The sequence below is a fragment of the Ruegeria marisflavi genome (genome assembly GCF_025673445.1).
GTDB classification, from domain to species: Bacteria; Pseudomonadota; Alphaproteobacteria; order Rhodobacterales; family Rhodobacteraceae; genus Ruegeria_B; species Ruegeria_B marisflavi.
Genome location: NZ_JAOVQN010000013.1, coordinates 59,269 through 84,993 on the forward strand (window position 1 = coordinate 59,269; position 25,725 = coordinate 84,993).

At 62.8% G+C, this 25,725-nt stretch carries 21 protein-coding genes; 13 read left to right on the top strand and 8 right to left on the bottom strand.

The annotated features are described in order from the left end of the window. The first annotated feature begins 10 nt into the window (after positions 1 to 10). On the top strand, positions 11 to 1,846 hold the full coding sequence (locus OEZ49_RS13500) for a BCCT family transporter (RefSeq protein ID WP_263388801.1): 1,836 nt from the start codon (positions 11 to 13) through the stop codon (positions 1,844 to 1,846). 89 nt (positions 1,847 to 1,935) lie between these two features. On the opposite strand, the gene pdxR is transcribed toward OEZ49_RS13500, so the two are convergent. Further along, the gene (gene pdxR, locus OEZ49_RS13505) at positions 1,936 to 3,336 is read right to left on the bottom strand and encodes a MocR-like pyridoxine biosynthesis transcription factor PdxR (protein WP_263388802.1); all 1,401 of its coding nucleotides are present in this window, start codon (positions 3,334 to 3,336) and stop codon (positions 1,936 to 1,938) included. A 90-nt stretch (positions 3,337 to 3,426) separates the two neighbouring features. Here pdxR and OEZ49_RS13510 point away from each other — a divergent pair, with 90 nt between their 5' ends. Further along, entirely contained in the window at positions 3,427 to 4,134 is a 708-nt protein-coding gene (locus tag OEZ49_RS13510; protein WP_263388803.1) for a GNAT family N-acetyltransferase, read from the top strand. On the opposite strand, the gene OEZ49_RS13515 is transcribed toward OEZ49_RS13510, so the two are convergent. Further along, positions 4,131 to 6,158: a molybdopterin-dependent oxidoreductase gene (locus OEZ49_RS13515; RefSeq protein ID WP_263388804.1), complete on the bottom strand. Its 2,028-nt coding sequence runs from the start codon at positions 6,156 to 6,158 to the stop codon at positions 4,131 to 4,133. The genes OEZ49_RS13510 and OEZ49_RS13515 overlap by 4 nt on opposite strands. A gap of 314 nt (positions 6,159 to 6,472) precedes the next feature. On the opposite strand from OEZ49_RS13515, the gene OEZ49_RS13520 reads away from it, so the two are divergent. Beyond that, entirely contained in the window at positions 6,473 to 7,537 is a 1,065-nt protein-coding gene (locus tag OEZ49_RS13520; RefSeq protein ID WP_263388805.1) for a Hint domain-containing protein, read from the top strand. Between the two features lie 23 nt (positions 7,538 to 7,560). Here the strand turns inward: OEZ49_RS13520 and OEZ49_RS13525 are convergent, their stop codons facing one another. Next, on the bottom strand, positions 7,561 to 8,928 hold the full coding sequence (locus tag OEZ49_RS13525) for a class I SAM-dependent methyltransferase (RefSeq protein WP_263388806.1): 1,368 nt from the start codon (positions 8,926 to 8,928) through the stop codon (positions 7,561 to 7,563). A gap of 285 nt (positions 8,929 to 9,213) precedes the next feature. Here OEZ49_RS13525 and rpsD point away from each other — a divergent pair, with 285 nt between their 5' ends. Both rpsD and rpiB read left to right on the top strand, forming a co-directional pair. Next, positions 9,214 to 9,834 (top strand): 30S ribosomal protein S4, encoded by a 621-nt coding sequence (rpsD, locus tag OEZ49_RS13530; RefSeq protein ID WP_263388807.1) that lies wholly within the window; start codon positions 9,214 to 9,216, stop codon positions 9,832 to 9,834. Positions 9,835 to 9,962: 128 nt separating this feature from the next. Continuing rightward, positions 9,963 to 10,412, top strand: a complete 450-nt coding sequence (gene rpiB, locus OEZ49_RS13535) for a ribose 5-phosphate isomerase B (RefSeq protein ID WP_263388808.1) — start codon at positions 9,963 to 9,965, stop codon at positions 10,410 to 10,412. Here the strand turns inward: rpiB and OEZ49_RS13540 are convergent. Then, entirely contained in the window at positions 10,409 to 10,867 is a 459-nt protein-coding gene (locus OEZ49_RS13540) for an Lrp/AsnC family transcriptional regulator (RefSeq protein ID WP_263388809.1), read from the bottom strand. The two genes, rpiB and OEZ49_RS13540, sit on opposite strands and share 4 nt — an antisense overlap. A gap of 103 nt (positions 10,868 to 10,970) precedes the next feature. Here OEZ49_RS13540 and OEZ49_RS13545 point away from each other — a divergent pair, with 103 nt between their 5' ends. From OEZ49_RS13545 to OEZ49_RS13560, 4 genes are all read left to right on the top strand, one after another. Continuing rightward, entirely contained in the window at positions 10,971 to 12,386 is a 1,416-nt protein-coding gene (locus OEZ49_RS13545; RefSeq protein WP_263388810.1) for an aminotransferase class V-fold PLP-dependent enzyme, read from the top strand. Positions 12,387 to 12,452: 66 nt separating this feature from the next. Then, a complete protein-coding gene (gene hisC / locus OEZ49_RS13550; RefSeq protein WP_263388811.1) occupies positions 12,453 to 13,538 on the top strand; it encodes a histidinol-phosphate transaminase in 1,086 nt (361 codons plus the stop codon). Further along, positions 13,535 to 14,455: a prephenate/arogenate dehydrogenase family protein gene (locus tag OEZ49_RS13555; RefSeq protein WP_263388812.1), complete on the top strand. Its 921-nt coding sequence runs from the start codon at positions 13,535 to 13,537 to the stop codon at positions 14,453 to 14,455. The genes hisC and OEZ49_RS13555 overlap by 4 nt, the downstream gene beginning before the upstream one ends. A gap of 128 nt (positions 14,456 to 14,583) precedes the next feature. Next, entirely contained in the window at positions 14,584 to 15,315 is a 732-nt protein-coding gene (locus OEZ49_RS13560) for an extensin-like domain-containing protein (RefSeq protein ID WP_317853171.1), read from the top strand. Between the two features lie 9 nt (positions 15,316 to 15,324). Here OEZ49_RS13560 and OEZ49_RS13565 read toward each other — a convergent pair whose 3' ends face one another. Further along, complete coding sequence (locus tag OEZ49_RS13565; protein ID WP_263388814.1) at positions 15,325 to 16,326, bottom strand: DUF2125 domain-containing protein; 1,002 nt, start codon at positions 16,324 to 16,326, stop codon at positions 15,325 to 15,327. Between the two features lie 65 nt (positions 16,327 to 16,391). On the opposite strand from OEZ49_RS13565, the gene OEZ49_RS13570 reads away from it, so the two are divergent. The 3 genes from OEZ49_RS13570 (at position 16,392) to OEZ49_RS13580 (ending at position 20,500) form a co-directional block, all read left to right on the top strand. Next, positions 16,392 to 16,922, top strand: a complete 531-nt coding sequence (locus tag OEZ49_RS13570) for a gamma-glutamylcyclotransferase (RefSeq protein ID WP_263388815.1) — start codon at positions 16,392 to 16,394, stop codon at positions 16,920 to 16,922. 71 nt (positions 16,923 to 16,993) lie between these two features. After that, a complete protein-coding gene (locus OEZ49_RS13575; RefSeq protein WP_263388816.1) occupies positions 16,994 to 18,175 on the top strand; it encodes a biopolymer transporter ExbB in 1,182 nt (393 codons plus the stop codon). A gap of 3 nt (positions 18,176 to 18,178) precedes the next feature. Continuing rightward, the gene (locus OEZ49_RS13580; protein WP_263388817.1) at positions 18,179 to 20,500 is read left to right on the top strand and encodes a peptidoglycan -binding protein; all 2,322 of its coding nucleotides are present in this window, start codon (positions 18,179 to 18,181) and stop codon (positions 20,498 to 20,500) included. A gap of 3 nt (positions 20,501 to 20,503) precedes the next feature. Here the strand turns inward: OEZ49_RS13580 and OEZ49_RS13585 are convergent, their stop codons facing one another. The 3 genes from OEZ49_RS13585 to gloB form a co-directional block, all read right to left on the bottom strand. Beyond that, positions 20,504 to 21,322: a M23 family metallopeptidase gene (locus OEZ49_RS13585; RefSeq protein ID WP_263388818.1), complete on the bottom strand. Its 819-nt coding sequence runs from the start codon at positions 21,320 to 21,322 to the stop codon at positions 20,504 to 20,506. Positions 21,323 to 21,462: 140 nt separating this feature from the next. After that, the gene (gene clpA, locus OEZ49_RS13590) at positions 21,463 to 23,790 is read right to left on the bottom strand and encodes an ATP-dependent Clp protease ATP-binding subunit ClpA (RefSeq protein ID WP_263388819.1); all 2,328 of its coding nucleotides are present in this window, start codon (positions 23,788 to 23,790) and stop codon (positions 21,463 to 21,465) included. 175 nt (positions 23,791 to 23,965) lie between these two features. Next, positions 23,966 to 24,733 carry a hydroxyacylglutathione hydrolase gene (gene gloB / locus OEZ49_RS13595; RefSeq protein ID WP_263388820.1) on the bottom strand — a complete coding sequence of 256 codons (768 nt, stop codon included), beginning with the start codon at positions 24,731 to 24,733 and terminating at the stop codon, positions 23,966 to 23,968. Positions 24,734 to 24,793: 60 nt separating this feature from the next. Between gloB and OEZ49_RS13600 the strand changes: the two genes are divergently transcribed. Next, positions 24,794 to 25,525 (top strand): class I SAM-dependent methyltransferase, encoded by a 732-nt coding sequence (locus OEZ49_RS13600; RefSeq protein ID WP_263388821.1) that lies wholly within the window; start codon positions 24,794 to 24,796, stop codon positions 25,523 to 25,525. Positions 25,526 to 25,725: the final 200 nt, after the last annotated feature.

A 25,725-nucleotide genomic window follows, 5' to 3' on the forward strand; every position in this document is an offset into this window, starting at 1 on the left:
GAGGGATCGCATGTCTATCAAACCACCATTCACCGAGATCGAGGTCAAAAGGGCCGCGTCCGGTTTCTACCAAGGGCATAGCGTCGAAATCGCGCTATTCTCCAAGGCGATCATGGTCGGCCTTGTCCTTTGGGCCCTTGTCTGGCCTGCCAACGCAAACGGCGTGCTGGGCAGCCTGAACTGGCGGCTGCTGGAGGATTTCAACGTCTTCTACATTGTCATCGTCGGTTTCTTTGCCGTCTTCCTGTTCGTGCTGGCGGCCTTGCCGCAGACCGGCAAGCGGATCATGGGCCGGCCGGGGGAGGGCACCGAGTTTTCCAACTTCTCCTGGTTCTCGATGATGTTCGGCGCCGGTCTGGGTGTCGGCCTGATGGTGTTCGCCACCGCCGAGCCGCTGGGCCTGTGGGGATCGAATCCGGTCGTGGTTTCGGGCGCGGTTGTCGGCAATACCGAGGAGGCGCTGCAATCGGCCTATCGCTATACCTTTGCCCATTACGGCTTTCACGCCTGGGCGATCTATGTAGTGACGGGTCTGGCGTTGGCCTATTACGCCTATACCCGCGATATGCCGCTGACCATCCGTTCGGCGCTGACCCCGCTGTTCGGGTCGCTGATGAACGGGTTCCTGGGCCATGTGGTCGACGTGCTGGGCGTGCTGGCCACCATCCTGGGTGTGTCGGTGACCATCGGCTTTGGTGTCTCGCAGTTCATCGACGGCATGTATGCGATCACCGGTATGGAATGGATGATGGATATGACCGGCGAGGCCCCCGCACCCGGGACCGTCGGCCTGATCGCCGGTCTTGTGGTGATCATGGGCCTGTCGATCGTCTCGGCGGTGTCGGGCGTCGGTCGAGGGGTGAAATACCTGTCGAACCTCAACCTGGTGCTGTCGCTGATCCTGCTGTTCACCTTCGTGCTGTTTGGCTCGTTCTTGTTCGCCATGACCACCTATGCCTCGGCGCTGGTGGATTACCTGCTGAACTTCCTCTCGATCAGCTTCGGCGCCTATGGCCCGCAGGATCCGGCCGCGTTTGTTGCTGCTCTGCCGGCCGAGGCCGCCCCCTATGCCGATGCGCTGCGCGGCGGGGCGACCAATGCCTGGGGCTCGTTTGAAGGGTTCAAGTCCGGTCTCGAAGGCGAGGCGGCAGCCCTGTCCGACGAGGTTCTGGCCGCTGCCTATGCCGCAGGCGAGCCGGGCCGTCAGTTCGGCTGGCAGGCAGGCTGGACCACCTTTTACTGGGCATGGTGGATCGCGTTCTCTCCCTTTGTGGGGCTGTTCCTGGCGCGTATCTCGCGCGGTCGCACGGTGCGTGAGTTCATTGTCGGCTGCCTGTTCGCCCCGGCGCTGGTCTGCTTTGCCTGGATGACCATCCTGGGCGGCACGGCCATCGATCTGGAACTGACCGGCGGTGCCAATGGTGCCATCATCGGCGCATCCAACACGGCCAAGCTGTTCGTGACCCTGGGCCAGATGCTGTCGGGCGGGTTCCTGTCGGCGATCACCATCATGTGCGTGGTGCTGATCATGACCTTCCTCGTCACCTCGGCGGACTCGGGCATCCTGGTGATGAACACGATCATGTCGGGCGGCGACCAGAATGTCGGCAATAAGCACAAGATCGTCTGGGGCGTGATCCTGACCGCGGTGATCGGCACGCTGCTGATCGCGGGCAAGACCAATGGCGGAGCCGACCCGATGGAGGCGCTGAAGAGCGCGATGATCATCGGCGCGCTGCCGTTCACGGCGGTGATGGGGCTGATGTGCGTCTCGCTGGCCAAGGCGCTTTATCGCGATGGCAAGCGCGAGAAGCTGGGCCTTGCCGTGGGCGACCCGGCCGAATGAGCCATCAACCGGGCGGCCAGGTGCCGCCCGGCCTTGATCTTTGCAAACGGGCCTGTGTCGGATCGGCGCCGGCCCGTTTCGCGTCTGGCTCAGGCGTTTGCCAGCAGGTCGCGCAACGCATCCAGCGCCGGGGCCATCTCGACCTCGGAAAAGGCGCAGAACCCCAGGACCAGACCATTGCCGCGCCCCGGTACCGCGCAATAGCCTGAGAGGGCGGAGACGGTCAGCCCCGCCGCCCGCGCGCGCGCGGCCAGTGCGGCATCGTCCAGCCCTGGCCGCAGGTGCAGTACCGTCTGCATTCCGGCCTGATGGTCGGCGGCTGTACCGTAACGGGCGAAATCCCGCGCCAGCCGGTCCAACAGAAAGCGCCGACGCTCGCCATAGATCCGGCGCACCCGGCGCAGATGCCGGTAGAACTCGCCGCTTGACATGAACTCGGCCAGCACTTGCTGGGGCATCGAACTTGCGTGCAGGCCAAATCGGCGGAGCGTGGCGCGAAACCGGTCGGTGAGTGTCTCGGGGGTTACCAGATAACCAAGGCGCAATGCGTTCGAGAAGATCTTGGAAAACGAGCCCACATAGATCGTGCGGCCCAGCGTGTCGCCCCCCGCCATCGCAGGGATCGGCCGACCGGAGTAACGGAATTCGCTGTCGTAGTCGTCCTCGATGATCCAACCGCCGGATGATTGTGCCCAGTTGACAAATGCGCGGCGTCGGCTGGGCGACATCGCCCCGCCGAGCGGGTACTGATGCGAGGGCGTGAGAATGGCGAGCCGGGCCCGGGTGTCCGGGCCAGGCAAAGAGGCCCCCTCGGCATCGATCGGCAAAAAAACGGGCTGCAACCCCTGCGCCGCGGAAAAGGCGAAAAGCGGCGGATATCCGGGAGATTCGAGCGCTATGGAATCGCCCGGTTCCGCAAGTGTCCGCATGCACAACTCCAGCGCATCCGTGGCCCCGGCGGTCACGATCACCTGATCTGGAGCTACGTCGATGCCGCGCCAGTCCCGCAAATGCGCGGCTATGGCCTCGCGCAAGGCAGGGTTTCCGAACTGGTCCCCGGCGCGGAACATAGCCTGCGGGTTCGAGCGGCAGAGCCGGGCCACGGTTTTGGCCCATTGCCTGTAGGGAAACAACCGCATGTCCGGTGTCCCGGCAACAAAGGGGCGTGGGCCCGGCGAGGCAGGTGGCGCGGACGCGGTACGGGCATCTGGCCGCGCCGACAGTTCGACCTCGCCCATCGTGCAGACCAGAAAACCGGAGCCCTGCCGCGCCTTCAGGTACCCTTCGGCCACCAACTGATCATAGGCGGTGACAACGGTCGACCGCGACACACCCAGTTCGGTGGCCAAAGCCCGTGTCGGCGGCATCCGGCTGCCGGCGGGCAACTGGCCCGAAACCGCGCGCGACCGGATCGCGGCACAGATCTGCTCGAAGACCGGCAAAGGGTTCTGCCGGTCGATGGATATGGCGGGCCAGGAGGTTTGCGGCATGAAATTGGTCTGCTGATTTACGTTGATGTTGGATATTAACGGCGCACCGGTTTGCCTGCAAACAGGCTGAAACAAGTTAGAGAGTGGATCATGGATCACGAGATAAATCTTCTGGGCCAGCCCATCGGATTTGCCCTGCCTGAGTGGCAGCCGCGTTCGCGCCCGGACCGGCGCGTGTTGGAGGGACGCGTCGCGCGGCTGGAACCGCTCGATGTGGCCCGGCATGCGGACGACCTGTGGCACGCCTTTGCGGCGGACGTCGAAGGTCGCTCTTGGACCTATATGCCCTTTGGTCCTTTCGGCGGGCAGGCCGCGTTCGCCGCGTTTCTTGCGACGATGAGCCAGGGCGACGATCCCGTTTATTATTCCATTCTGGACCTTGCGAGCGGACGCGCCTCTGGGATTGCAAGTTTCATGCGCGTTCAACCCGAGCATGGGGTGATCGAGGTGGGTGGCATCGCCTTTGCGCCTATTCTGCAAAGGACGCCCGCCGCGACCGAGGCCATGTTCCTGATGATGGCACATGCCTTCGATGATCTCGGCTATCGCCGCTATGAATGGAAGTGCGACGCGCTCAATGCGGCATCGCGCCGGGCCGCGTCGCGTTTGGGCTTCCGCTATGACGGCCTGTTCGAGCAGGCGGTTGTCTATAAGGGGCGCAATCGCGATACCGCCTGGTTTTCGATCCTCGACCGGGACTGGCCTAAGGTGAAACGGGGTTTTGAAAACTGGCTCTTGCCGGAGAACTTCGATGCCGAGGGAAGACAACGGTATGGTCTGGCGGCATGCCGGGCCTAGGCCCGGCGCACTTCGACAAAGGTTTCATTGTACACCGCGCCCCGCTCTATGTCGGCGCGCAGGTCGGCCGGGATCAGCGCATTCACGGTAAGCCCGGTGGCAGAGCTTTGCCGCCAGGTTCCCTTGGGGCTATAGAGCACACCGGGCCGAGTTGCGTCGGTTACCGAGAGCACCAGCTCAACGGCGCCCCGGGCATTGCTGACACGCACACGCTCTCCATCCGACAGCCCCAGCCGTTCGGCATCCTCGGGGTGCATCTCGACCTGTTCGGGGCCAAGGCTGTCAGCGTGACCGCCAAAGGTCGTATTGGTTCGTTTCGCCGAACTGGGGGAAATCAGGGTAAAGGGCAGATCGGGTTTGGCGGGCCGATAGACCGGGACACCGCATCCGAACCGCTGTTCCAGGTCCTGGCTGAACAGCTCGATCCTACCCGAGGGCGTGGCCGGAAGAACGGTATCGCACATGATGAGCGGCGCGCCGTCACGGCGCCCCATATCCAGCGCCCGGTCGGTGGGCAGGGCGCTGGGGGCGATGCCCTCTAGCCGCGGGTCGGCACCATTCATCGCCTGATCCATCAAGTCTTGGTCCGTGTCCTGGAACTCTGGCTCGTCATATCCGAACCGCGCGGCCAGACGGCGGAAAATCTCGGTATTGGGAAGACTGTCGCCCACAGGCGGAATGACGGGGTCTGCCCGTTGCAGCCAAGTCTGGCCATAAGCGCCGTAGATATCGGCATATTCGAAATGGCTCGCTGCAGGCAGGACAACATCGCAATAGGCCATGCTATCGGTCATCACCACATCCGCGCCTACAATGAACAGGTCCTCGCGCTCTAGCCCGCGCAAGAGAGCGGTCTGATCGGGGTGGGTGGCAACCGGGTTGTGATTGTAGATCATCAACGCCTTGACCGGCGGGTCCAGCGTCTCGTCAAGAAGTTTTTCGGCGACGTCCACGATATTGAACACGCGTGTCCCGGGCCGCTTCAGGTGGTCGCCTTGCAGGCGCGCCGTGGTGCGCGGAAAGGCCGAGCCCGGCTTGGCGACCACTCCCGCGCCGGGTCGCCCGTGCTGGCCCATGAGCGCGTTGAGTGCCATCGCCGCGCGCAATCCCGAACCGCCGGAACAGCCGCGCTCGATGCCGTTTCCCAGCGAGGTCGCCATGTTCCGGGCTGCGGCGATCCAATCCGCCAGCATGTGAAATTGAACCGCGGTCAGCCCGCAGGCCTGTTCGACATCTGCCACGCCAAAACCGCGCGCCTGCTCCAGATAGAGATCGGCCCCAGCCACCCATTGGTCGATGAAGGCCATATCCAGCACCTGACGCCGCTCCAGCTCGGCGGCTAGCGCCAGCGCCAGGACCACATCAGTGCCGGGTTGGATTTGCAGGAACAGATCGCATTGTTCCGCCAGCTTGATCCGCTTTGGATCTATCACTACGACCTGGCCTCCTGCTGCCCGGACCTGTTTCAGGACCCGCATCAGGTGGAGATTGGAGACGGTGACATTGTTGCCCCAGACAAGAACCAGATCGGAATTCACGGCCTGTTCCGGGGGCATGCCCGGAGCAGGGCCAAAAAGACTTGAATATGCGGTGCCGCGCACGCCGCCGCACAGCGGCCCGCGGTCCAGCATCGTCGCGCCCATCCGGTAAAAGAACCGCCGGTCCATCGAGCCGCCGGCCAGCTCGCCATGCGGGCCTGCATAGTTAAAGGGCAGAACGGATTGCGGCCCGTACTCGTCAATCGCGCGGGAGAAACCATCATGGATCAGGTCCAGGGCTGTGTCCCAATCGATTGGCTCGAACCTGCCCGACCCGCGCGGGCCGATACGCCGTAACGGCCGGGTCAGGCGGCTCTTTCCATGAACGAAATCCGGATAGTAGCGCGCGACCTTGTTGCAGATCACGCTGGCGGTATACGGGTTGGCGTCGCTTCCCGCCACCTTTGTTATCCGGGCGTTTTCGACGGTGACCGACAGGCTGCATGTGTCGGGGCAATCCAGTGGGCAGACAGAGGGCAATTTCATCAAAATTGTGGTCCTGAGTTTGGGTATCTGTAGGCGGAACCGGCTTATGTGGATGTTACCGGAAGAGGATTGTCAGAAAACCGCCAGTGTGAGTTAAAATAAGCAGACCAATTTTCGAAGACTTGCCATTTGTCCGTGCAAGGATGAAGCATCCCGGACCCCTAATGCAGTGGTAAACCGACGGTCAAACCGCCGGAGCACCCCGGTTGAGACTTCAAGAACACGTTTTAAGGAATTGGAAACATAGTTCTTCCTCTGAGTCGGAAAATTTGTTAGACCAACGTCAATAAAAAAATGAGGCAGGCAGTCGGTAAATGAAAACGGGCTTTCGTGGCACGTTCGTCATTTCCTGGTCGCAAACAGATCTAGATGGACTTGAGGGGGCTCCTCTTGACGCGCTGACCGCTGGGGCGGTCTGGTCTTGGCGCGGTGAGGCCGTTCAGGTGGATGGACCCAATGGGCTGTTGCGGCTGGACCGGGCGGACGGAGAGGATGCGTTGCGCAGACGCGCGGCGCGCAAAGTTAGGCGATTGGTTGGCGCGGCGGTTCAGAACCGAACCGACATAGAGGCGGTCGAGGTGGACGATCCATTGATGGATCAAAGCTTTGTCATCACGAATGGAGCGCGCAGCTATACCGTCACGCTGATCGAAACTGGAAACGGCTCGCTTCCGTTGCTGATGTTTGTCGATGACATCCCCCCTCGGAATACTGATCTTTGGGTTGTGCACTGTGGCCTGAACACCGGCGAACCCAAGACGGTGGAGCGGCAGGCGGGCGGTGTGATCTGTTTTACCCCGGGTACAAAGATCGCGACCCCGACCGGCCCGCGGTTGATCGAGGAGTTGCGCGAAGGCGACAGGGTGCAGACCCGCGACAGCGGACCACAACCTATCGAGTGGATCGGGCAGCGACGAATGACCGGCGCGCGGCTGTTTGTGATGCCGCATCTGCGACCGATCCGCCTGCGTGTGGGCGCGTTGGGCATCGACCGGCCGGACGCTGAGTTGCTTGTGTCCCCGGAACACAGGATGCTGTTGCGGGGGCCGGTGGCGCAGGCGCTGTTCAACACCAGTGAAGTGCTTGTTCCGGCTCGGGATCTGGTCAATGACTCGACCATCACCGTCGATCTGATGTCACGTGAAGTGACATATATCCATCTGCTCTTGCCCAGCCACCAGATCCTGTGGGCAAACGGGATCGAGACCGAAAGCTTCCATCCGGCCAATGCCGCCCTGTCGGCCCTGACCGAGATGGATCGGCGGCGATTGCTGCGCCAGAAGCCAGAGTTGGAGGCTGATCCCTATGGATATGGCGGCTTTGCGCGCCGGAACCTGACGCCGACCGAGGCGGCGTTGCTGATGTACGAAGCGGCATGATCACTTAGGTGATCGCGCGCGGGTCAAAGCCCTAGACGCTCAAGTCCCGCCTTGTGTGCGGTACCGGCATTATCGGGCTCGGCAAACGCGCGGACATCCGAGGGTCTAAGGCAGACCGGGCAACCCAGGCTGGGAGAGGCGATGCCCGGCAGCCGTATCCCATCACGATGCCGGGCCCGTAACACCTGATGCAACCGGGCGACCGGCTGCGCGTCTCCATTGTGCTCTGGCGCGACGATCCGCACCTGTTCGCGCGCCACGCTCAGCAGAATGGCTTGCAAGGCCTTACGATTGTCAAAGCCTGATTTGCTGACGAATTCACCAAGCGTCATCGGCCCATTCGAAAGGACGTCGCTCACTTCGCGATTGATATCGGCGGTGAGGGGAAAGTCGTCCCGGCTTTGCGCCACATCGTGCTCTTCGTCGAGAAGCGGTGGCCAGAAGGCGACTGTCATCGCCTTGAGGCGCCTGTTTCGCTCGGCACCGCTGAGCTGTGGCGCGCCGCGTGCGAAGAGGTCTGCCCGGAAGCTGCGCTTGGATGCCAGATCGCGGGCGGTCTCCCCCCAACCGGCCTTGGCCGCCTCGGTGACAAAGGTGAGCACCTTGTCGCGAAACCGCAGGATGTCGAATTGTTCGGCCAGATCGCAGGGTGCGGCAAAGGTCAATTTGGCCGGGGCGAGGGCCGTCTGTAGATCCGACAGCCAGACCGGGCGGCCGTATTCCGCCCCAAGATCATGTGCAAGGTAGAGATCCGGCAGCGACGACAACAGGTCCCACATCTTGGTCACGCCCGGGGGCTCAACCGCCTCAAGCCACTGCGTCACGGCGGTGCGGGCGGCATCGTAACCGGCCGCGCCCGCCAGCTTGGGCACGGTGCGGAAGAGGTGGCGTATCGGCTCGGGGGCGGCCCAGCCAGCGGCGGCGGCATATCCGAAATAGGCAATGCCGCCGGGTTTCAGCCATCGGCCCAGCACCTCGACCAACTCGTTCTGAACCTCGGGGGCCACCCATGTCCACACACCGTGCAAGGCGGCGTAGTCAAAGGGTTCGGGATCTTTCTCGCAGAGCAGGTCGCCGAACGCGGCCTCGTGGATGGTGATATTGTCCAGGCCCGCGTCCTCGATCAGCGCGCGGGCGGTCGCGACATGTTCGGGCATGAAATCCACGCCCAGAAACTTTGCTCCGGGGTGTAGGGCCGCCAGAAGGATCAGGTTAAAGGCCGAACCGCATCCGAACTCGACATAGCGGAACCGGTCGCCATCGCGCGGTGGTCTGTAGCCCGCGACGGTCAGCGAAATGTCCATCATGGCGGGCGCCGCATTGGGTTGCGCGGTGTCGAAGTATGCTGCCCGCGCCTGATATCCGCGGGACCAGTCGGATGAGGTTGCCAAGATCGCTCCGGTTTACGTATGTGGATCGTGCCGCCCGTACACAGGTGGAATTCCTGTTTGCGAACATGGCACATAGCCGCACCCTAGCACGGTTTGGCGGACCTGTCACAAAAGCGCAAAAGCCCTGAACATCACGTGTTGACTCGGACTGGAGGACGTATATAAGCGCGGCTTCATTGGTGTTGGTGGCTCCCGCAAGGGATCGCCTGTCATGCCGCTAGGCAAGAGGACAACGCCCTTCATATTGGCCCTTGCGGGCCTCGACCATAACGAAGGAGATCAGCCGTGACCAAACGCACGTCTGCCAAGTACAAAATCGACCGCCGGATGGGCGAAAACATCTGGGGTCGTCCGAAATCCCCGGTCAACCGCCGCGAATACGGCCCCGGCCAGCACGGCCAGCGCCGCAAGGGCAAGATGTCCGACTTCGGCCTCCAGCTGCGCGCCAAGCAGAAGCTGAAAGGTTACTACGGCGACCTGACCGAAAAGCAGTTCCGTCGCATCTACGGCGAAGCCGAGCGTGTGAAGGGCGACACAGGTGAAAACCTGATCGGCCTGCTCGAGCGCCGCCTGGACGCCGTCGTCTACCGCGCCAAGTTCGTGCCGACCGTCTTTGCCGCCCGTCAGTTCGTGAACCACGGTCACGTTCTGGTCAACGGCAAGCGCGTCAACATCCCCTCCTACCGCGTGAAAGAGGGTGACGTGATCGAGGTGCGTGACCGCTCCAAGCAGCTGGCCTCGGTTCTCGAAGCCGTGTCGCTGGCCGAGCGCGACGTGCCGGATTACCTGGAAGTCGACCACTCGAAGATGACCGCCACCTTCGTCCGCACCCCCAACCTGGGCGACGTGCCCTACGCGGTGGTGATGGAACCGAACCTGGTCGTCGAATACTACGCCAAGAACTGATCCGTTCAGCGCTTACGAATTCCGAAAGCCGCGCATATTCTGCGCGGCTTTCTTTTGTCCGGGTTGACCCTGTCGGTCGCTGTGGGTATCGCGCAGCCAAAGCATTTGCGCAAACCGGAGCCTGCCGCATGACCGCCAGCAAACGTATCGTCCTGTCCAGCGACCACGCCGCAATCGACCTGCGCCGCGCGGTTGCCGAGCATATCTCGGCTCAGGGCTGGGAGGTGGTCGACATCGGCCCGCAAACGCCCGAAAGCACCCATTACCCCAAACATGGCCGCGCGGCGGCAGAGCGGGTCGCCTCGGGCGATTGCCGGTTGGGAATCATTCTCTGCGGCACCGGGCAGGGCATCATGATGGCCGCTAACAAGGTTGCGGGCATCCGTTGCGGCGTCTGCTCCGATACGTTCTCGGCCCGGATGATCCGCATGCACAACAATGCCAACATGCTGTCGCTCGGTGCCCGCGTGGTGGGCGAGGGGCTGGCGCTGGATATCGTCGATGCGTTTCTGTCGGCGGAATTCGAAGGCGGCCGCCACGCAACGCGCGTGGACATGATCGAAACGCCCGAGGGTTAAAGCGGCAACGGCCGCCCCTCGGCAATCGCCTCCATCGCGAAATAGCTGGTGACGCTGTCCAGTTCGACCTTTTCGATCAGCCGCTGATAGACCTTGTCATAGCTGGCCATGTCACGCGTCACGACCTTGAGCTGATAGTCGTAGTCACCCCCGATGCGGTGGAAATCCACCACTTCGGGGATCGTCAGCACATGTGTGCGGAACTTCTGCAACCATTCCGCCGAATGGTGCCGGGTGCGCAGCATGACAAAGACCACCAGATCGAGCCCAAGCTTCTCGCGCGCGACGCGGGCGGTCGATCCCTTGAGCACTCCGTCATCCGTCAACGCCTTCAACCGTCGCCAGCAGGCGTTTTGCGACAACCCCACCTGTTCGGCCAGTTCACGCTGGCTGAGCGAGGCATCGCGTTGCAACGCCTTCAGAATATTCGTGTCAATGTGATCTATTTTTCCCATATCATCTATCAAATGACACAAAGATTGCGAATTTCAAGCAAAGAAAGGGTGAGTTCTTCCGAATTCGAAAGATCATATTGGTTCTGCAAACAGGAGCCAGAACATGACCCTTTCCCAGTTCCGCCAATCGATCGAAGCAGATGTTGCCGCAGGACGCCTGTCTGCGTGTCTGATCGGAGAGAATGTGATGATCCCGGGGCTGAATGGCGACGTGCCGCTGGTCTATGCCGACTACGTCGCCTCGGGCCGCGCGCTCAGGCAGGTTGAGGCGTTCGTGGCCGAGCAGGTGCTGCCGTTCTATGCCAACAGCCATACCGAGGCATCCTATTGCGGATCGTACATGACTCGTCTGCGCAGGGAGGCGCGGGACGAGATTGCCCGGTGCGTGAGCGCCACGGAAGACGACGCGGTGATTTTCGCCGGGTCGGGTGCCACCGCCGGGTTGAACCGGCTGGTCAGCCTGTTTGGGATTGGGGAGGCTGACCGGCCGGTTGTCTTTATCGGACCATATGAACATCACTCCAATATCCTGCCCTGGCGCGAGAGCCGGGCAAAGGTGGTGGAGATCCCCGAGGCGCCCGAGGGCGGTCCGGATCTTGTGGCGCTCGAAGCGGCGCTTCTGGCCCATGCCGACAGCGATCTGAAGGTGGGTGCGTTTTCCGCCGCATCCAATGTGACCGGGATTGTCACCGACACGGTGCCGGTGACCCGGCTGCTCAAGGCGCATGGCGCGCTGTCGGTCTGGGATTATGCCGGCGGCGGTCCCTATCTGGCCATCGACATGGGCGAAGGAGGTGTGCGCAAAGATGCGGTGGTCGTCTCGCCGCACAAGTTTCCGGGTGGCCCGGGCTCCTCCGGGGTGCTGGTCGTGAACAAGCACGCCGTGCGCCGCAAGGCGCCGAGCTGGCCGGGGGGCGGCACCGTCAGTTTCGTGTCGCCCTGGCGTCATGACTACAGCGCCAACCTGTCCGCGCGGGAAGAGGCCGGAACCCCGAACGTGATCGGCGATATCCGCGCCGCGCTTGCCTTTATCGTCAAGGACGCGGTTGGCACCGACGAGATCGCCCGGCGTGAGGCACAGTTCAACGCGATGGCGCTGGAGGGGTGGGGGGACAATCCGCATCTGACTCTGTTGGGTACGGACAAGGCGCATCGTTTGCCGATCTTTTCCTTTCTGGTGCGGGACCGGGCTGGACAGCCCGTGCATCAACAGCTTTTCACCCGGATGCTGAGCGACATCTACGGCATTCAGGCCCGGGGCGGCTGTGCCTGCGCGGGGCCTTATGCGCACCGCCTGCTGGGGATAGACCGGGCGGCCTCCGAGGCGCTGCATGACGATCTGGCAGCGGGCCGCGAAATGCGCAAACCCGGTTGGGTGCGCCTCAATTTCTCGTATCTGATGAGCGAGGATACTGTTCGCTTCATCATCGAGGCCGTCAACGACCTGTCGCGCCGGACCGAGGACTATGTGCCGCTCTACCAGGCTGATCCGGCGACCGCGCGTTTCAAGGCCGCATGAGGGAATTGCGGCTTTTCTCAGCCGGATGAGACCGGTATGAGGGGCTAATCTTCAGGAGCGCCCCGCATGAACCAGTTCACCCCGCAGCCCGGCATCATGGACATCGCCTTGTATCAGGGCGGAAAGGCCCATGTCGAAGGTGTGGCCAACGTCATCAAGCTGAGTTCGAACGAGAATCCGCTTGGCCCCTGCCCGGCAGCGGTCGAAGCGATCCGGGCCACGGCGGGGCAAGCGCATCGCTATCCCAGCACCGTCCATGCCGAACTGCGTGCGGCTGTTGGTGAGGTGCACGGGCTCGACCCCGACCTGATCATCTGTGGCGTGGGCAGCGACGAGGTACTGCAATTCGTGACCCAGGCCTATACCGGGCCGGGGGACGAGGTGATCTATACAGAGCACGGGTTTTCCATGTACCCGATCCTGGCGCGGATGGCGGGGGCGAGCCCGGTTCAGGTGCCCGAGTGTCAACGGGTGGTTGATGTCGATGCGATCTTGGCTGCCGTCAATGACCGCACCCGGCTCGTGTTCCTCGCCAATCCGGCCAATCCCACCGGTACCATGCTTTCCGAAGCGGAGGTGATCCGGCTGGCCGACGGCCTGCCCGGCAATGTGCTGCTGGTGCTCGACGGGGCCTATGCCGAGTTTGTCGAGGGGTTCGATGGTGGCGCCGCGCTGGTCTCGGCCCGTGAAAATGTCATCATGACCCGTACATTTTCGAAGATTTATGGATTGGGCGGGCTGCGGATCGGCTGGGGTTATGCGCCGCGCGAAATCATCGACGTGCTGAACCGCATCCGCCAGCCCTTCAACCTTTCGACCATGCAACTGGCCGCCGCCGAGGCGGCGGTCCGCGATCAGGACTGGGTCGTCCGTTGCCGGTCCGAGAATGCCAAATGGCGCGGCTGGATGGCGGGACGGCTTTCAGAACTTGGCGTGCCTTCGGACGTGTCCTGCGCCAATTTCATCCTGGCCCGTTTTGCCGACCGGGCCGAAGCCGAGGCCTGTGACCTGTTCCTGCAATCGCGCGGTGTGATTGTGCGCCGGGTGGCGGGGTATAACCTGCCGCAGGCGCTCAGGATCACGGTGGGCGATGAGGCCGGATGCCGTGCCGTCGTCGATGCCGTACGCGCCTTCAGGGAGGGACAAGCATGAGTCCGGTCTATGATCGCGTCGCACTGATCGGCCTTGGCCTCATCGCCTCTTCGATGTTCTGGGCGATCAAGCGGGCCGGACTGGCGGGAGAGGTGACTGGCTATGCGCGCTCCGAGGCGACCCGCGACACCGCACGCCAAATCGGTCTGTGTGACCGGGTCTGCGATAGCGCCGCCGATGCTGCGCAAGGCGCCGACCTCGTGGTGCTCTGCGTTCCTGTGGGCGCAATGGCTGCGGTGGCCGAGGAAATCGGCCCGATGTTGAAACCCGGTGCCACGGTGTCGGACGTCGGTTCGGTCAAGCGGCATGTGATCGACGCGGTCGGTCCGCATATCCCCGAAGGCGTGCATTTCGTTCCGGCCCACCCCCTGGCAGGAACCGAACACTCTGGCCCCGAATCCGGGTTTGCCGAGCTGTTCGACAACCGCTGGTGCCTGCTGGTTCCCGTCGAGGGCAGCGACCCCACCGCCGTGGCCCGTTTGCGGAGCTTTTGGGAGGGTATCGGCTCGAACGTGGACGAGATGGAGGCCGATCACCACGATCTGGTTCTGGCTGTCACCAGCCACGTGCCCCACGCCATCGCCTATACGATGGTCGGCGTGGCCGATCATCTGCGGCGGGTGACCGAAAGCGAGGTCATCAAGTATTCGGCGGCAGGCTTTCGCGACTTCACCCGGATTGCGGCCTCGGACCCGACCATGTGGCGTGACGTCTTTCTGACGAACAGGGAGGCAACGCTGGACATCCTGGGCCGTTTTGCCGAGGAATTGTTCGTGTTGCAGAGGGCAATCCGCATGGGCGACGAAAAATACCTGTTCGACTACTTTACCCGCACGCGTGCGATCCGGCGCGGCATCATCCAGGCCGGCCAGGATACCGCCGCACCGGATTTCGGCCGCAGCAAGGCCAAGCCATGATCGGACGGGGGGCGCTCTTCACGGTTGTGGGGTTGGCCCTTTGGGCTTTTCCCGTCGCCGCGAATGCGCCTTCTGCCTCCCTGCGGCCGGTTGAGCGACCGGGCAGACCGGGTGATCCGGTGGTAGAGGTGGATGTTCGGTTGGCGGCTGTGGATGCCTCGGCATCGGTCGCCGTGTCCCGCTTGCGGCCAACCGTTCGTCCGGCATCGGAGCAAGAGATACTGGCTGCGGCGCGGATGCCCGTGCCACAAGATGCGGGACCCGAGCACTCCAGCCGCCCCGAAGCACGCCCCAAAGAGGTGGAGGAACGCGCTCTTTTCGGGCGCAAGAAACGGCTCAAGGGCTCGGTCTGCGGCAATCCTGACATTCAAGGCGAACCGGTGGGCAAGGTGCCGGGCAAGATCAAGGGCTGCGGGCTCAAGGATGCGGTGCGGGTGACCTCGGTATCGGGGGTACGGCTCAGTGTGCCCGCGACAATGGACTGTACCACTGCGGAATCGCTGAACCGGTGGGTCGATCGCAGCGTCAAGCCCACGTTTCGCCGGCGCGGGCCCGTTGTGGAACTGAATGTGGCTGCCCACTATGCCTGTCGCACGCGCAACAACCAGCGCGGCGCCAAGATCTCGGAACATGGCCGTGGCCGAGCCATCGACATTTCAGCCTTTACCATGAACGACGGCGAAGTGATCACCGTCGCCGAAGGCTGGAAACGGGGCGCGACCCGCAAGATGCTTCGGCAGGTCTGGAAAGAGGCTTGCGGCCCGTTTGGTACTGTTCTGGGACCGGAGGCGGACAGATATCACTGGAACCACCTGCACCTGGACACTGCCCGCCATCGGGGTGGGCCTTATTGTCGGTAAAGCGGTCGCCTATCGCAGGAACAGGCGCGGTGCCGGTCCCAGAGGGATCGGGCCCAACGTCACGTAGCCACCCCGGAACCCAAGTTCCAGATCCAGCGCCTCGGGGTTTCCGCCGAGCCCTGCCAGCATGTTCAGCACTTTTGTCAGCGGTTCCGCCGCCCGAACAGGCAGCGCGCCCGATTGCTGCGCCATCGCCACCATCTCGCGCCAGTTCTCTGCCTTGAGCGCTACCTCGCCCGTGGGAACGCCATAGTCATCAACAGAAACCTTTCCAGCCGCGAACAGGCGCAGCTCGCCCCATGCGGCTTCGGCCAGTTTCAGGTTGATCAGGCGGGGTTGCGGGCGGCTTTCCTCCAGCGCGGTCCGGTCCCAGGATTTGTCGAAATCAACGTCAAGGTCGAGTTCCAGCCGGTCGAAACTGCGCGGCAACTCTTCGGCCCCGCCAAGCAGGCGGCGCATGTCCTTGCCCGGTGCAAGGTCCGAGGCTTCGGCATGGATGCGATAGGTTTCCGGTTTTTCCTGCTGTTGCATCGAGATGGAAAGGGCGTCTGCATCCGCCCATACTTCGCCCCCGCGGGACACGGACCATTCGCCGGCGGTCAGGGCCATGGACCTGAGTGTCAGCGCATTTCCTGGTGCAAGGTCCAGATCGGCGCGCATCGCTGCGGCCTCGATCACCAGCGTCTGGTCGTAGTAAGACAGACGCTGGTGGGTTTCGGGAAAGTACAGCGTTTGTCGGCCAGGCCAGATTGCCGGGCTTTCCAGCGCCAGCCAGTCGGCGCGCCAGGCGGTTCCGGTGGCGGGATCGGCCAGCGCGGGGGCGTCGATTGTGATCCGGTGTTGCAGAGGAAAACCCGAAAGACTGACCTGGGAATGTTCCGCCTGCCAGCCGCGGTCCGCCTGTGCTGTGAACCAGTTTGTGACCGAGCTGCGCAAACCTAGACCCGCAATGGTCCAATACCCGGACCAAACGACCACCGCCAGAAGCCCAACTCGCACGAGGTTCAACATTACCTGCCTCTTTTGTCTGCTCTCGTTTTCCTGTTTATAGGCCGAAACGGGCAAGGACCAGTACGATGACGATGTGGGTTTTCGGATACGGATCGCTGATGTGGAACCCCGGTTTCCCGGTGGCCCGGCGCGAACTGGCGACCCTGCATGGCTGGTCGCGGTCCTTTTGCATGAGTTCAATCCATCACCGAGGGAGCGTTGAGAAACCGGGCCTGGTTCTGGCCCTGGACGAGCATCAGGGCGCGCAGTGCCGTGGCATCGCCTTTGCGGTCGAAGCCGGGCACGAAGATCGCACGCTGGACGAGTTGCGCGAGCGCGAACTGATCTCCTCGGCCTATCTGGAGCGTCTGCTGGATGTGCAGCTGGATCGGGGCGAACAGGTAACCGCCGTGGCCTATGTGATCGACCCGCATCATGAGCAGTATTGCGGCGGCATGCCATTGGAAGAACAGGCGCTGATCATCGCCAATGCCGTGGGCGGGCGAGGCCCCAACACCGAGTATCTTTACAACACTGCCGCCCATCTGGCCGAAATCGGGCTCAATGACCCGGATCTTGATTGGCTTTCGGCCCGTGTGCGGCAAATCACGGCATAAACCCTTGGCGTTGCGAACAACTTTTCGATAGGTTCGAAACAAGAGCAGTGACAGGTTCAGGAAGTCCGCGTATGGCGCAGCCAGACCGAGAAGCGAGACCGCAATTCTCGCAACCGTTCCGTCAGATCCTGATGATGCTGATCGTCATTGGACTGTCCGGTTTTGGCACGTTTGTTGCGATGCCGCGGGTGCTGCCGGTGTTCGAGGCGAACCCGTACCTGAACGGGTTCATCCTGATGGTCTTTTTCATCGGCGTGGTGACCTGTTTCTGGCAGGTGATCCAGCTTATCGGCTCGGTGCGCTGGATCGAGGATTTTGCCGCCGGGATGGAGCGCGACGGCACGCCGGCGCCGTCCTTGCTGGCACCACTGGCCTCGCTGTTGCGGTCGCGCGCGGCCCGGATGCAGATTTCGTCGACTTCGACCCGGTCGATCCTCGACTCGGTGGCCGAGAGGATCGAGGAAGAGCGCGAGATCACGCGCTATATCACCAATGTGCTGATCTACTTGGGTCTTCTGGGCACCTTTTTTGGTTTGGCGACGACGATTCCGGCCGTGGTCGATACCATCCGCAGCCTCAACCCGCAGGAGGGCGAAGAGGGGCTTGCGGTCTTCAACCGACTGATGACCGGGCTTGAGGCTCAACTGGGCGGTATGGGCACGGCTTTTGGTTCGTCCCTGCTAGGTCTGGCGGGGTCGTTGATCGTCGGGCTGCTCGAGCTTTTTGCCGGACACGGCCAGAACCGGTTCTACCGCGAGCTTGAAGAATGGCTGTCCACCATCACCCGGGTCAGTTTCTCGTCGGGCGAGGATGGCCATTCGGAAAGCGGTGTGATCGTGGCCGTGCTGGACACCATGGCCGAGCAGATGGATGCCTTGAAGGCCATGTTTGCAGCCTCCGAAGAGGGGCGAAGCGAGATCACCGGCCGCCTCGGGCAACTGGCCGACGCTATTTCCGAGATGAACATGCGCGATGCCGAAACGGAGAGCATAACCGCTTCGCTCGATCGGGTCGCCTCGGGGCAAGAGGCGCTGCTGGACCACTTGCGCACCCATGGGCTGCACGAGGGGATGGATGCCGAAAGCCGGATGCGGCTGCGCTCCATCGACGTTCAAATGCTGCGCATTCTCGAAGAGATTTCCGCCGGGCGACAGGAAAGCATGGCAGAGCTGCGAACCGATATCGAATTGCTTGCCAAGGCGCTGTCCGGTGGACGCAGGCCGTTGCGTGGCACCACCCGGGACGAGGTGTAAAACATGTCCCTGTCGCGGCGCACAGGCCACAGGTTTCAGGGATCGGTCTGGCCGGGCTTCGTCGACGCGATGACCGGTCTGTTAATGGTGCTGACCTTTGTGCTGACCATTTTCATGGTGGTACAATTTGTGCTCCGCGAAACGATTTCCGGACAAGAGCACGAACTGGACGCGCTGGCGGACGAAGTTGGCAGGCTGGCGCAGGCGCTTGGTCTGGAAGAGCGCACCAACAACCAGTTGCAGGCCCGGCTGGGGGCGCTGAACGCGACCTTGAACGACACCCAGGACGATCTGACTCAGGCGCAGGCGTTGATTGCCTCGCTTACCGTCGAACGCGACCAGCAGCGCGCGGCCCTGGACGACGCAGCCACCCGGATCACGGCGTTCGAGGCACAGGTCGCCGCGCTGCTCTCGGATCGCGAGCAGGCGCTGGGCACTGTGGCAGCGCTTGAGGAACAGCGCGCCACGCTCTTGTCGGAGCAGGAGGCACTGAACCTGGCCCTGGCACAAGCCCGCAGCGAAATCGACGACCGGGCTGAGGCCGCCCGCCTGGCTGCGGCCCGGCGCGAGGCTCTGGAAGCGATGATCGCAGATCTGGAACGCGAAGGGGACCATAGCGCTGCCCGGATCGGGTCGCTGGAACAGCAGTTATCCGAGGAGGAAGCCGCCCGGCTGGCCGAAGCGGCGGCAGCCGAGGCCTTGCGTGACAAGCTCAAGAACGCCGATGCCGAGCTGACGGCGATGACCCTGGCGCTCGAGGCGCAGCGAAAACAGGCCGAAGACACGTTGACCTTGCTGGCGGCAGCCGATGCCGCCAAGGCGCAGCTGGATGAAAGGCTTTCCGAGGTGCTGGCCGAGATCGAAGCGGCACGGGCGCAGCTGCACGAGCGTGACGAACTGGCCGAACGTCTGACGCGGGTCCTGGCCCAGATGGAGGTGGCGCAATCCGAAAGTCAGGCGCGGGTGAATGCCTTGTCGGCAGAGCTGGATCGTATTCGTGCCGAAGGCGAGCAGACCCGGACAGACCTGGCCGCCGCCCGCGCTCGTGCCGCCGATACGCAAGGCGCGCTTGAGGCCGCACTGGCGGAACAGCGGGCCGCCACGGTTGCCACCCGGTCGCAGTACCAGGTTGAACTGGAGCGGCTCCAGTCCGAATACGCCGCTGCCCGCACCGCGCTGGAGGGGGAACTGGCCGAATTGCGCGCCCTGGCGGATGCAACACGGACGGCACTCGAAGAACGGTTGGCGCAGAGCGAAGAGGACGCAGCCGGCACCAAGGCGGCGCTGGAGGCCGAGTTGGCACGCGCGCGTGCGGATCTGGCAGCGGCGGAAAACGCGGCCGTTTCGACGGAAGAGGATCGCGCCTCGGTAGAGGCGCGCCTGCTTGCTGCGCTTGAAACGCTGGAGCGGGCGCAGGCCGCCGCCTCGGATCAGGAGGTCCTGCAACAGCGGCTGCTGGCCGCCCTGAACGCCCAAACCGAAGCCGAGGCAAGCGCGGCCGAGCAGCGCACCCTGGCCGAGCAACGCGCCGACCTGCTGGCACAGGCCCGCGCGGCACTGGGCGAGGAACAGGTGATTTCGGCTGAGGCTCAGCGCCAGACCGCGCTCTTGAACCAGCAGGTGGCGGCGCTGCGGTCCCAGCTTGGCAGCCTGCAAGCCCTGCTTGACGACTACAAAAGCCGGAACGAGGCCGCGCAGGTGCAGGTGCAGACTCTGGGTCAGGATCTGAACGCGGCCCTGGCGCGGGCAGCATCGGAGGAACGCAAGCGCCGGATTCTTGAAGAAGCGGAACGCAAGCGGCTGGAGGCCGAGGCTATCCGGCTGGCCGAGGAAGCCAAGGCGCTTGAAGCACAGGCCAAGGATCTGGAGCAGTATCGCTCTGAATTCTTCGGCAGGTTGCGTGGCCTTTTGGGAAATCAGGAAGGTGTCCGCATCGAAGGTGACCGGTTCGTGTTCTCGTCCGAGGTTCTGTTCGACCCCGGCAGCGCGGATCTGTCACCCGCCGGGCAATTCGAAATCGCCAAGGTGGCGCGTATCCTGCGCGGAGTGGCCGTCGAGATCCCGCCTGAGATCGATTGGGTGATCCGGGTAGACGGGCACACCGACAACGTTCCTCTGTCGGGGACCGGGCGGTTCGCCGACAACTGGGAACTCAGCCAGGGCCGGGCCCTCTCGGTCGTGCGGTACATGGTTGACTTCCTGGGCATCGCGCCAGATCGGCTGTCGGCCAACGGGTTTGGCGAATACCAGCCGATCAACCCGGCAGACACGCCCGAGGCCCGGGCACAGAACCGCCGGATCGAGCTTAAACTGACCGAGAAATGAGGGTCATTTCACCGTGATCCTTGTAGTGATCCGATCGATCTCCTGACCTTCACGCAAGAGTATGATTTCGCCGGAATAGGTGCCTTCAGGCCAATCACCGCTTCCGGCCCTGCGCCCCGAGGCACGAAAAAGCCGCGCCTGATCTCGGTCCAGTTTCATGTCCTGCGCCATGAAGCGACCGGTAGGGCCATCGATAGTCAGGCGCAGCGTATCATCCGCGCGCCCGCCATAGGCCAGAACGAAGAGCACGATTGCAGCGGCATCGGACGGCAGGTGTCCGGCCGCCGCCGTGCCCTCCTGGACCGCGTCAAACTCCGGGACATGATCCGTAAATCCGGCGTCGATCAGGCCGCCTGCGGCGTAGGTGATTGGCTCTTGCCAAAGGCTGGATTCGACTTGATCACAAGTGGCATCAGATCCGGTATCAAAAGGATCCACAACCGCACCGTCACGGCGAACCGACAGATGGACATGGGGAAACTGCGCCTTGCCGCTGATCCCCACCTGACCCAGGATATCGCCCCGCTCGACCCGTTCGCCGCTGCGCACCCGGACCGACCCCTGTTTCATGTGGCAGTATTGTGTTTCCCACCCGTCCTCATGCACCAGCACCACGCCATTGCCGCATTCGCGACCCTTGACCGCCTCGGCATTGTCGGGGCCGTAGACACGGTCCTCGACCCCGTCGCGCACGCCCCGCACGACACCGGCGGCCGAAGCGATCACGTTGACACCGGCACGCATGGCCTCGAGCGTCGGCACCGCGAAGTCGGTGCCCTTGTGCCCGTCATAGCTGAGCTTGCCGCAGGTGAAATCTCTCACGCCTTCTCCGGGGTCGCGATCGACATATTGCTGGATGTAACAGGTTTCGCCCAATGTGCAGTCGATGGGCAGGCCTAGAATGGGGTTGCTCGCCGCGGGATACGCGGCGAGCAACAAAAAAGCCCAAAGGCCTGTGCGCATCAGTCGGCCGTCAGCAGGGGCGGCTTGTCACCCGAAATACGTGGCCGGTCCGGGCCATCGACCTGCAAGACCAACTCGCCCTTCTTGACGCTGACGCGGACAACACCGCCCTTGGCGAGTTTGCCGAACAGCAATTCCTCGGCCAGAGGCTTCTTGATGTTTTCCTGGATTACACGCGCCAGCGGCCGGGCACCCATCTTGTCGTCATAACCCTTGTCGGCCAGCCATTCGGCGGCCTGCCGGGTCAGTTCGATATGGACATGGCGGTCCATCAGCTGTGCTTCGAGTTGCAGCACGAACTTCTCGACCACCTGAAGGATCACCTCCTTGGGCAAGGGGGCAAACGAGATCACGGCATCCAGACGGTTGCGGAACTCGGGCGTAAAGGTTCGCTCGATGGCGGCAGTGTCCTCGCCCTCGCGCCGGTCGCGCCCAAACCCGATGGCGGCTTTCGCCTGTTCGGCGGCGCCCGCGTTCGAGGTCATGATCAGCACCACGTTGCGGAAGTTGACGGTGCGGCCGTTGTGGTCGGTCAGTTGGCCATGATCCATCACCTGCAACAGGATGTTGTAGACATCCGGATGCGCCTTTTCGATCTCGTCCAGCAGCAGCACACAATGCGGATGCTGGTCGACGCCGTCGGTCAACAGCCCGCCCTGATCAAAACCGACATAGCCAGGGGGCGCGCCGATCAGGCGCGAGACCGCATGTTTCTCCATGTATTCTGACATGTCGAAGCGCAGCAGTTCCACGCCCAGTGTATCGGCCAGTTGCTTGGCGACCTCGGTCTTGCCGACACCGGTGGGACCGGCGAACAAGTAGTTGCCGATGGGTTTCTCCGGTTCGCGCAGACCTGCGCGGGCCAGCTTGATGGCGCTCGACAAGGCCTCGATCGCCTTGTCCTGACCAAAGACCACCCGTTTCAGACTGGCTTCGAGATCCTTGAGAACCTCGGCATCGTCCTTGGTGACGTTCTTGGGTGGGATGCGGGCGATCTTGGCCACGACAGCCTCGATCTCCTTGACGCCGATGGTCTTGCGCCGCTTGCTCTCGGCCACCAGATGCTGCGCTGCTCCGGCCTCGTCGATCACGTCGATGGCCTTGTCCGGCAGCTTGCGGTCGTTGATATACCGGGCCGACAGTTCCACCGCAGACTTGATCGCGTCTGCAGTATAGCGCACGTCGTGATGTTCCTCGAAATAGGGCTTCAGGCCCTTGAGGATCTTCACGCTGTCCTCGACCGAGGGTTCGTTCACGTCGATCTTCTGAAATCGGCGGCTCAGCGCGCGGTCTTTCTCGAAATGCTGGCGGAACTCCTTGTAGGTGGTCGAACCCATGGTGCGCAGCTTGCCGCCTTGCAACGCGGGCTTGAGCAGGTTCGAGGCGTCCATCGCCCCACCCGACGTGGCGCCGGCCCCGATCACGGTGTGGATCTCGTCGATAAACAGAACTGCGTCGGGATGCTCTTCCAACTCGTTCACGACCGACTTGAGCCGTTCCTCAAAATCGCCGCGGTACCGCGTACCGGCCAGCAGCGCGCCCATGTCGAGCGAATAGATCGTGGTGTTCGACAGCACCTCGGGGATTTCACCGGCCACAATCTTGCGTGCCAGCCCCTCGGCGATGGCGGTCTTGCCTACGCCGGGGTCGCCCACCAAGAGCGGGTTGTTCTTGCGGCGGCGGCACAGCACCTGGATGCAGCGCTCGACCTCCTGGTCGCGGCCGATCAGCGGGTCGATATCGCCGGCGCGCGACTTGGCATTGAGGTTCACGCAATATTTGGACAGTGCGCTTTCCTTCTGCTCGCCTTCACCCGACGACGTGGCGCGGTTTTCTTCTTCGCTGCGCTCGGCCCCGGTAACGGGCCGGTTTTCACCATAAGCCGGGTCCTTGGCCACGCCATGGGCGATGAAATTCACCGCATCGTAGCGGGTCATGTCCTGTTCTTGCAGGAAGTAGGCCGCGTTCGATTCCCGTTCGGCAAAGATCGCCACCAGCACGTTGGCGCCGGTGACCTCGGTGCGGCCCGAGCTTTGGACATGGATCGCGGCACGCTGGATCACGCGCTGGAACGCCGCGGTGGGAACCGCCTCGGACCCGTCAATGTCGGTCACCAGATTGGCAAGATCCTCATCGATAAATTCGACCAGGGTGCTACGCAATTCGGTCAGATCAACACTGCATGCCTTCATCACCCGCACGGCGTCGGGTTCGTCGAGCAGCGCCAGCAAAAGATGCTCCAGCGTTGCGAATTCGTGTCGCCGTTCGTTTGCCGCCGCCAGGGCTGCGTGAATGGCCTGCTCAAGTGTGCTCGAGAATGAAGGCACAGGCGTGCTCCTCTGTATTGGGTCGGGAGGGGGGGCGAGTTGCGGTCGGACCCCTCTGCCAACCATGTGCTCATACTATTAGAGTTTGGTTGATGTTAGCGGCGCTTCAAGGGTTTTCTTTTCTTTACCGCTCACATTTGTCGTGACTGGTGGCGTGAATGTTGCATTTGCGGCATCAGAACCTGTCCTTGCGGCCGCGAATTTCGGCAAAGACCTTAGCCGGGTCGGCGCCGGACAGGCCCAGATGCGCCTGAATGTCCGGATCGGCAGCCCGCAGAAACGGGTTTGTCGCCTTTTCCAACCCCAGCATGCTGGGAACGGTCGGGTGTCCTGCTGCTCTGGCTTGATCTATTTCCGCCGCCCGCTTTTTCAAGGCATCGTTGCCGATGTCGATCGTCAAAGCGAAGCGCGCATTCGATTGCGTGTATTCATGTCCGCTGCACACAACCGTATCGTCGGGCAGGTCGGCGAGTTTGGACAGCGAGGTCCACATCTGCTCGGGCGTTCCTTCGAAGAGGCGGCCACACCCCAGCGCCATAAGGCTGTCAGCGGTGAAAACCGCGTTACTTTTCGGCAGATAGAAAGCCAGATGCCCGACAGTATGACCAGAGACGTCCAGTACCTCGACCGGTTCGCCGCCAATGTCGAACCGGTCCCCCTCGGCCACCGCCATGTCCAGGGGCGGCAGCCGATGTGCATCGGCTGCTGCACCGATGACCCGTGCGGGATGAGTGGCCAGGATCTCGGGCAGGGCATCGACATGGTCCCAATGATGATGCGTTAGCAGCACGTGGCTCAGCCTCCAATCTCGCGTCGCTAGTTCGGCCAGGATGGGGCCAGCCTCGGGGGCGTCCACCAATGCGGTCTCTCCGCTGGTCGCATCATGGGCGAGATACGCGTAATTGTCGCTGAGACAGGGGATGGTGACGATTTCAAGAGGCATGGCCTTTTGCCTTTTCGTTGTTAGACTGCCCCAGCCAAACAGATCGGGCGAGCGGCTGCAATGCATCTGGACGTGCAGGACCTGAGGAATTTCTATTATCGCAGCACGCTGGGGCGGGCGGCGCAGGCGGCCGTGCGGGGGCGTCTCTTGGGTATTTGGCCCGAGGCCAAGGGGCAGACGGTTGCTGGCTATGGTTTCGCCGTGCCGCTTCTGCGGCCTTATCTGAACGACGCGCGCCGGGTCATCGGCCTGATGCCGGGGCCGCAAGGGGTGATGCCCTGGCCTGCGGGATTGCCCAATGTCTCGGTCCTTTGCGAGGAAACGTTGTGGCCAATCGAGACCGGCCATATTGATCGGTTGGTGGTGATGCATGGGTTGGAAACCTCGGAACACCCGTCAGCCGTTCTGGATGAATGCTGGCGCGTACTGGGACCGGGCGGAAAGGCGATTTTTGTGGTTCCGAATAGAGCCGGTCTGTGGTCACGGTCCGACAAGACGCCATTTGGCTTTGGCCGCCCCTATACTCTAGGACAGCTGGAAACCCAGTTGCGCAAGCATCAGTTCCTGCCGGAGTTCCATTGCTCCGCCCTGTACCAGCCGCCCTCGTATAAACGGTTCTGGCTGAAATCGGGCGCATTGCTGGAACGAACCGGTACCCGTCTGCCGACGATCATGGCCGGCGGTGTGTTTTTGGTCGAAGCCTCCAAGCGGGTTCACCCGCCACGCGGCAGCGCGACCAAGGCGGTGCGACGGCCCGTAAAAGCACTGGATGGGCTCCTGAAACCGGCCTGATCGCGGTCCCATTCCAGCGGCGCCCAAGGCATGTCGCGGTTTCGTTTCGGACAGGAATCGGAAAAAACATGCGTTTGCCGCTGCAATTTCAGCTAAAAGAACGGGTGCAAACGGTCGCAGTTTCGTTAACACATTGAAAACACACGATTTGGGTGCAAGGCTGTTATCGCTATACTATATTGCGACATAAGGAACGCTCT

What these genes read in the sequence shown, in the direction of transcription:
- rpiB (WP_263388808.1), top strand. Translation starts at nt 9,963, where the DNA reads ATGACCGCCAGCAAACGTATCGTCCTGTCCAGCGACCACGCCGCAATC.
- pdxR (WP_263388802.1), bottom strand. Translation starts at nt 3,336, where the DNA reads ATGCCGCAAACCTCCTGGCCCGCCATATCCATCGACCGGCAGAACCCT.
- OEZ49_RS13570 (WP_263388815.1), top strand. Translation starts at nt 16,392, where the DNA reads ATGACGATGTGGGTTTTCGGATACGGATCGCTGATGTGGAACCCCGGT.
- gloB (WP_263388820.1), bottom strand. Translation starts at nt 24,733, where the DNA reads ATGCCTCTTGAAATCGTCACCATCCCCTGTCTCAGCGACAATTACGCG.
- OEZ49_RS13540 (WP_263388809.1), bottom strand. Translation starts at nt 10,867, where the DNA reads ATGGGAAAAATAGATCACATTGACACGAATATTCTGAAGGCGTTGCAA.
- OEZ49_RS13500 (WP_263388801.1), top strand. Translation starts at nt 11, where the DNA reads ATGTCTATCAAACCACCATTCACCGAGATCGAGGTCAAAAGGGCCGCG.
- OEZ49_RS13515 (WP_263388804.1), bottom strand. Translation starts at nt 6,158, where the DNA reads ATGAAATTGCCCTCTGTCTGCCCACTGGATTGCCCCGACACATGCAGC.
- hisC (WP_263388811.1), top strand. Translation starts at nt 12,453, where the DNA reads ATGAACCAGTTCACCCCGCAGCCCGGCATCATGGACATCGCCTTGTAT.
- OEZ49_RS13600 (WP_263388821.1), top strand. Translation starts at nt 24,794, where the DNA reads ATGCATCTGGACGTGCAGGACCTGAGGAATTTCTATTATCGCAGCACG.
- OEZ49_RS13510 (WP_263388803.1), top strand. Translation starts at nt 3,427, where the DNA reads ATGGATCACGAGATAAATCTTCTGGGCCAGCCCATCGGATTTGCCCTG.
- OEZ49_RS13575 (WP_263388816.1), top strand. Translation starts at nt 16,994, where the DNA reads ATGGCGCAGCCAGACCGAGAAGCGAGACCGCAATTCTCGCAACCGTTC.
- OEZ49_RS13555 (WP_263388812.1), top strand. Translation starts at nt 13,535, where the DNA reads ATGAGTCCGGTCTATGATCGCGTCGCACTGATCGGCCTTGGCCTCATC.
- OEZ49_RS13565 (WP_263388814.1), bottom strand. Translation starts at nt 16,326, where the DNA reads ATGTTGAACCTCGTGCGAGTTGGGCTTCTGGCGGTGGTCGTTTGGTCC.
- OEZ49_RS13580 (WP_263388817.1), top strand. Translation starts at nt 18,179, where the DNA reads ATGTCCCTGTCGCGGCGCACAGGCCACAGGTTTCAGGGATCGGTCTGG.
- OEZ49_RS13545 (WP_263388810.1), top strand. Translation starts at nt 10,971, where the DNA reads ATGACCCTTTCCCAGTTCCGCCAATCGATCGAAGCAGATGTTGCCGCA.
- OEZ49_RS13520 (WP_263388805.1), top strand. Translation starts at nt 6,473, where the DNA reads ATGAAAACGGGCTTTCGTGGCACGTTCGTCATTTCCTGGTCGCAAACA.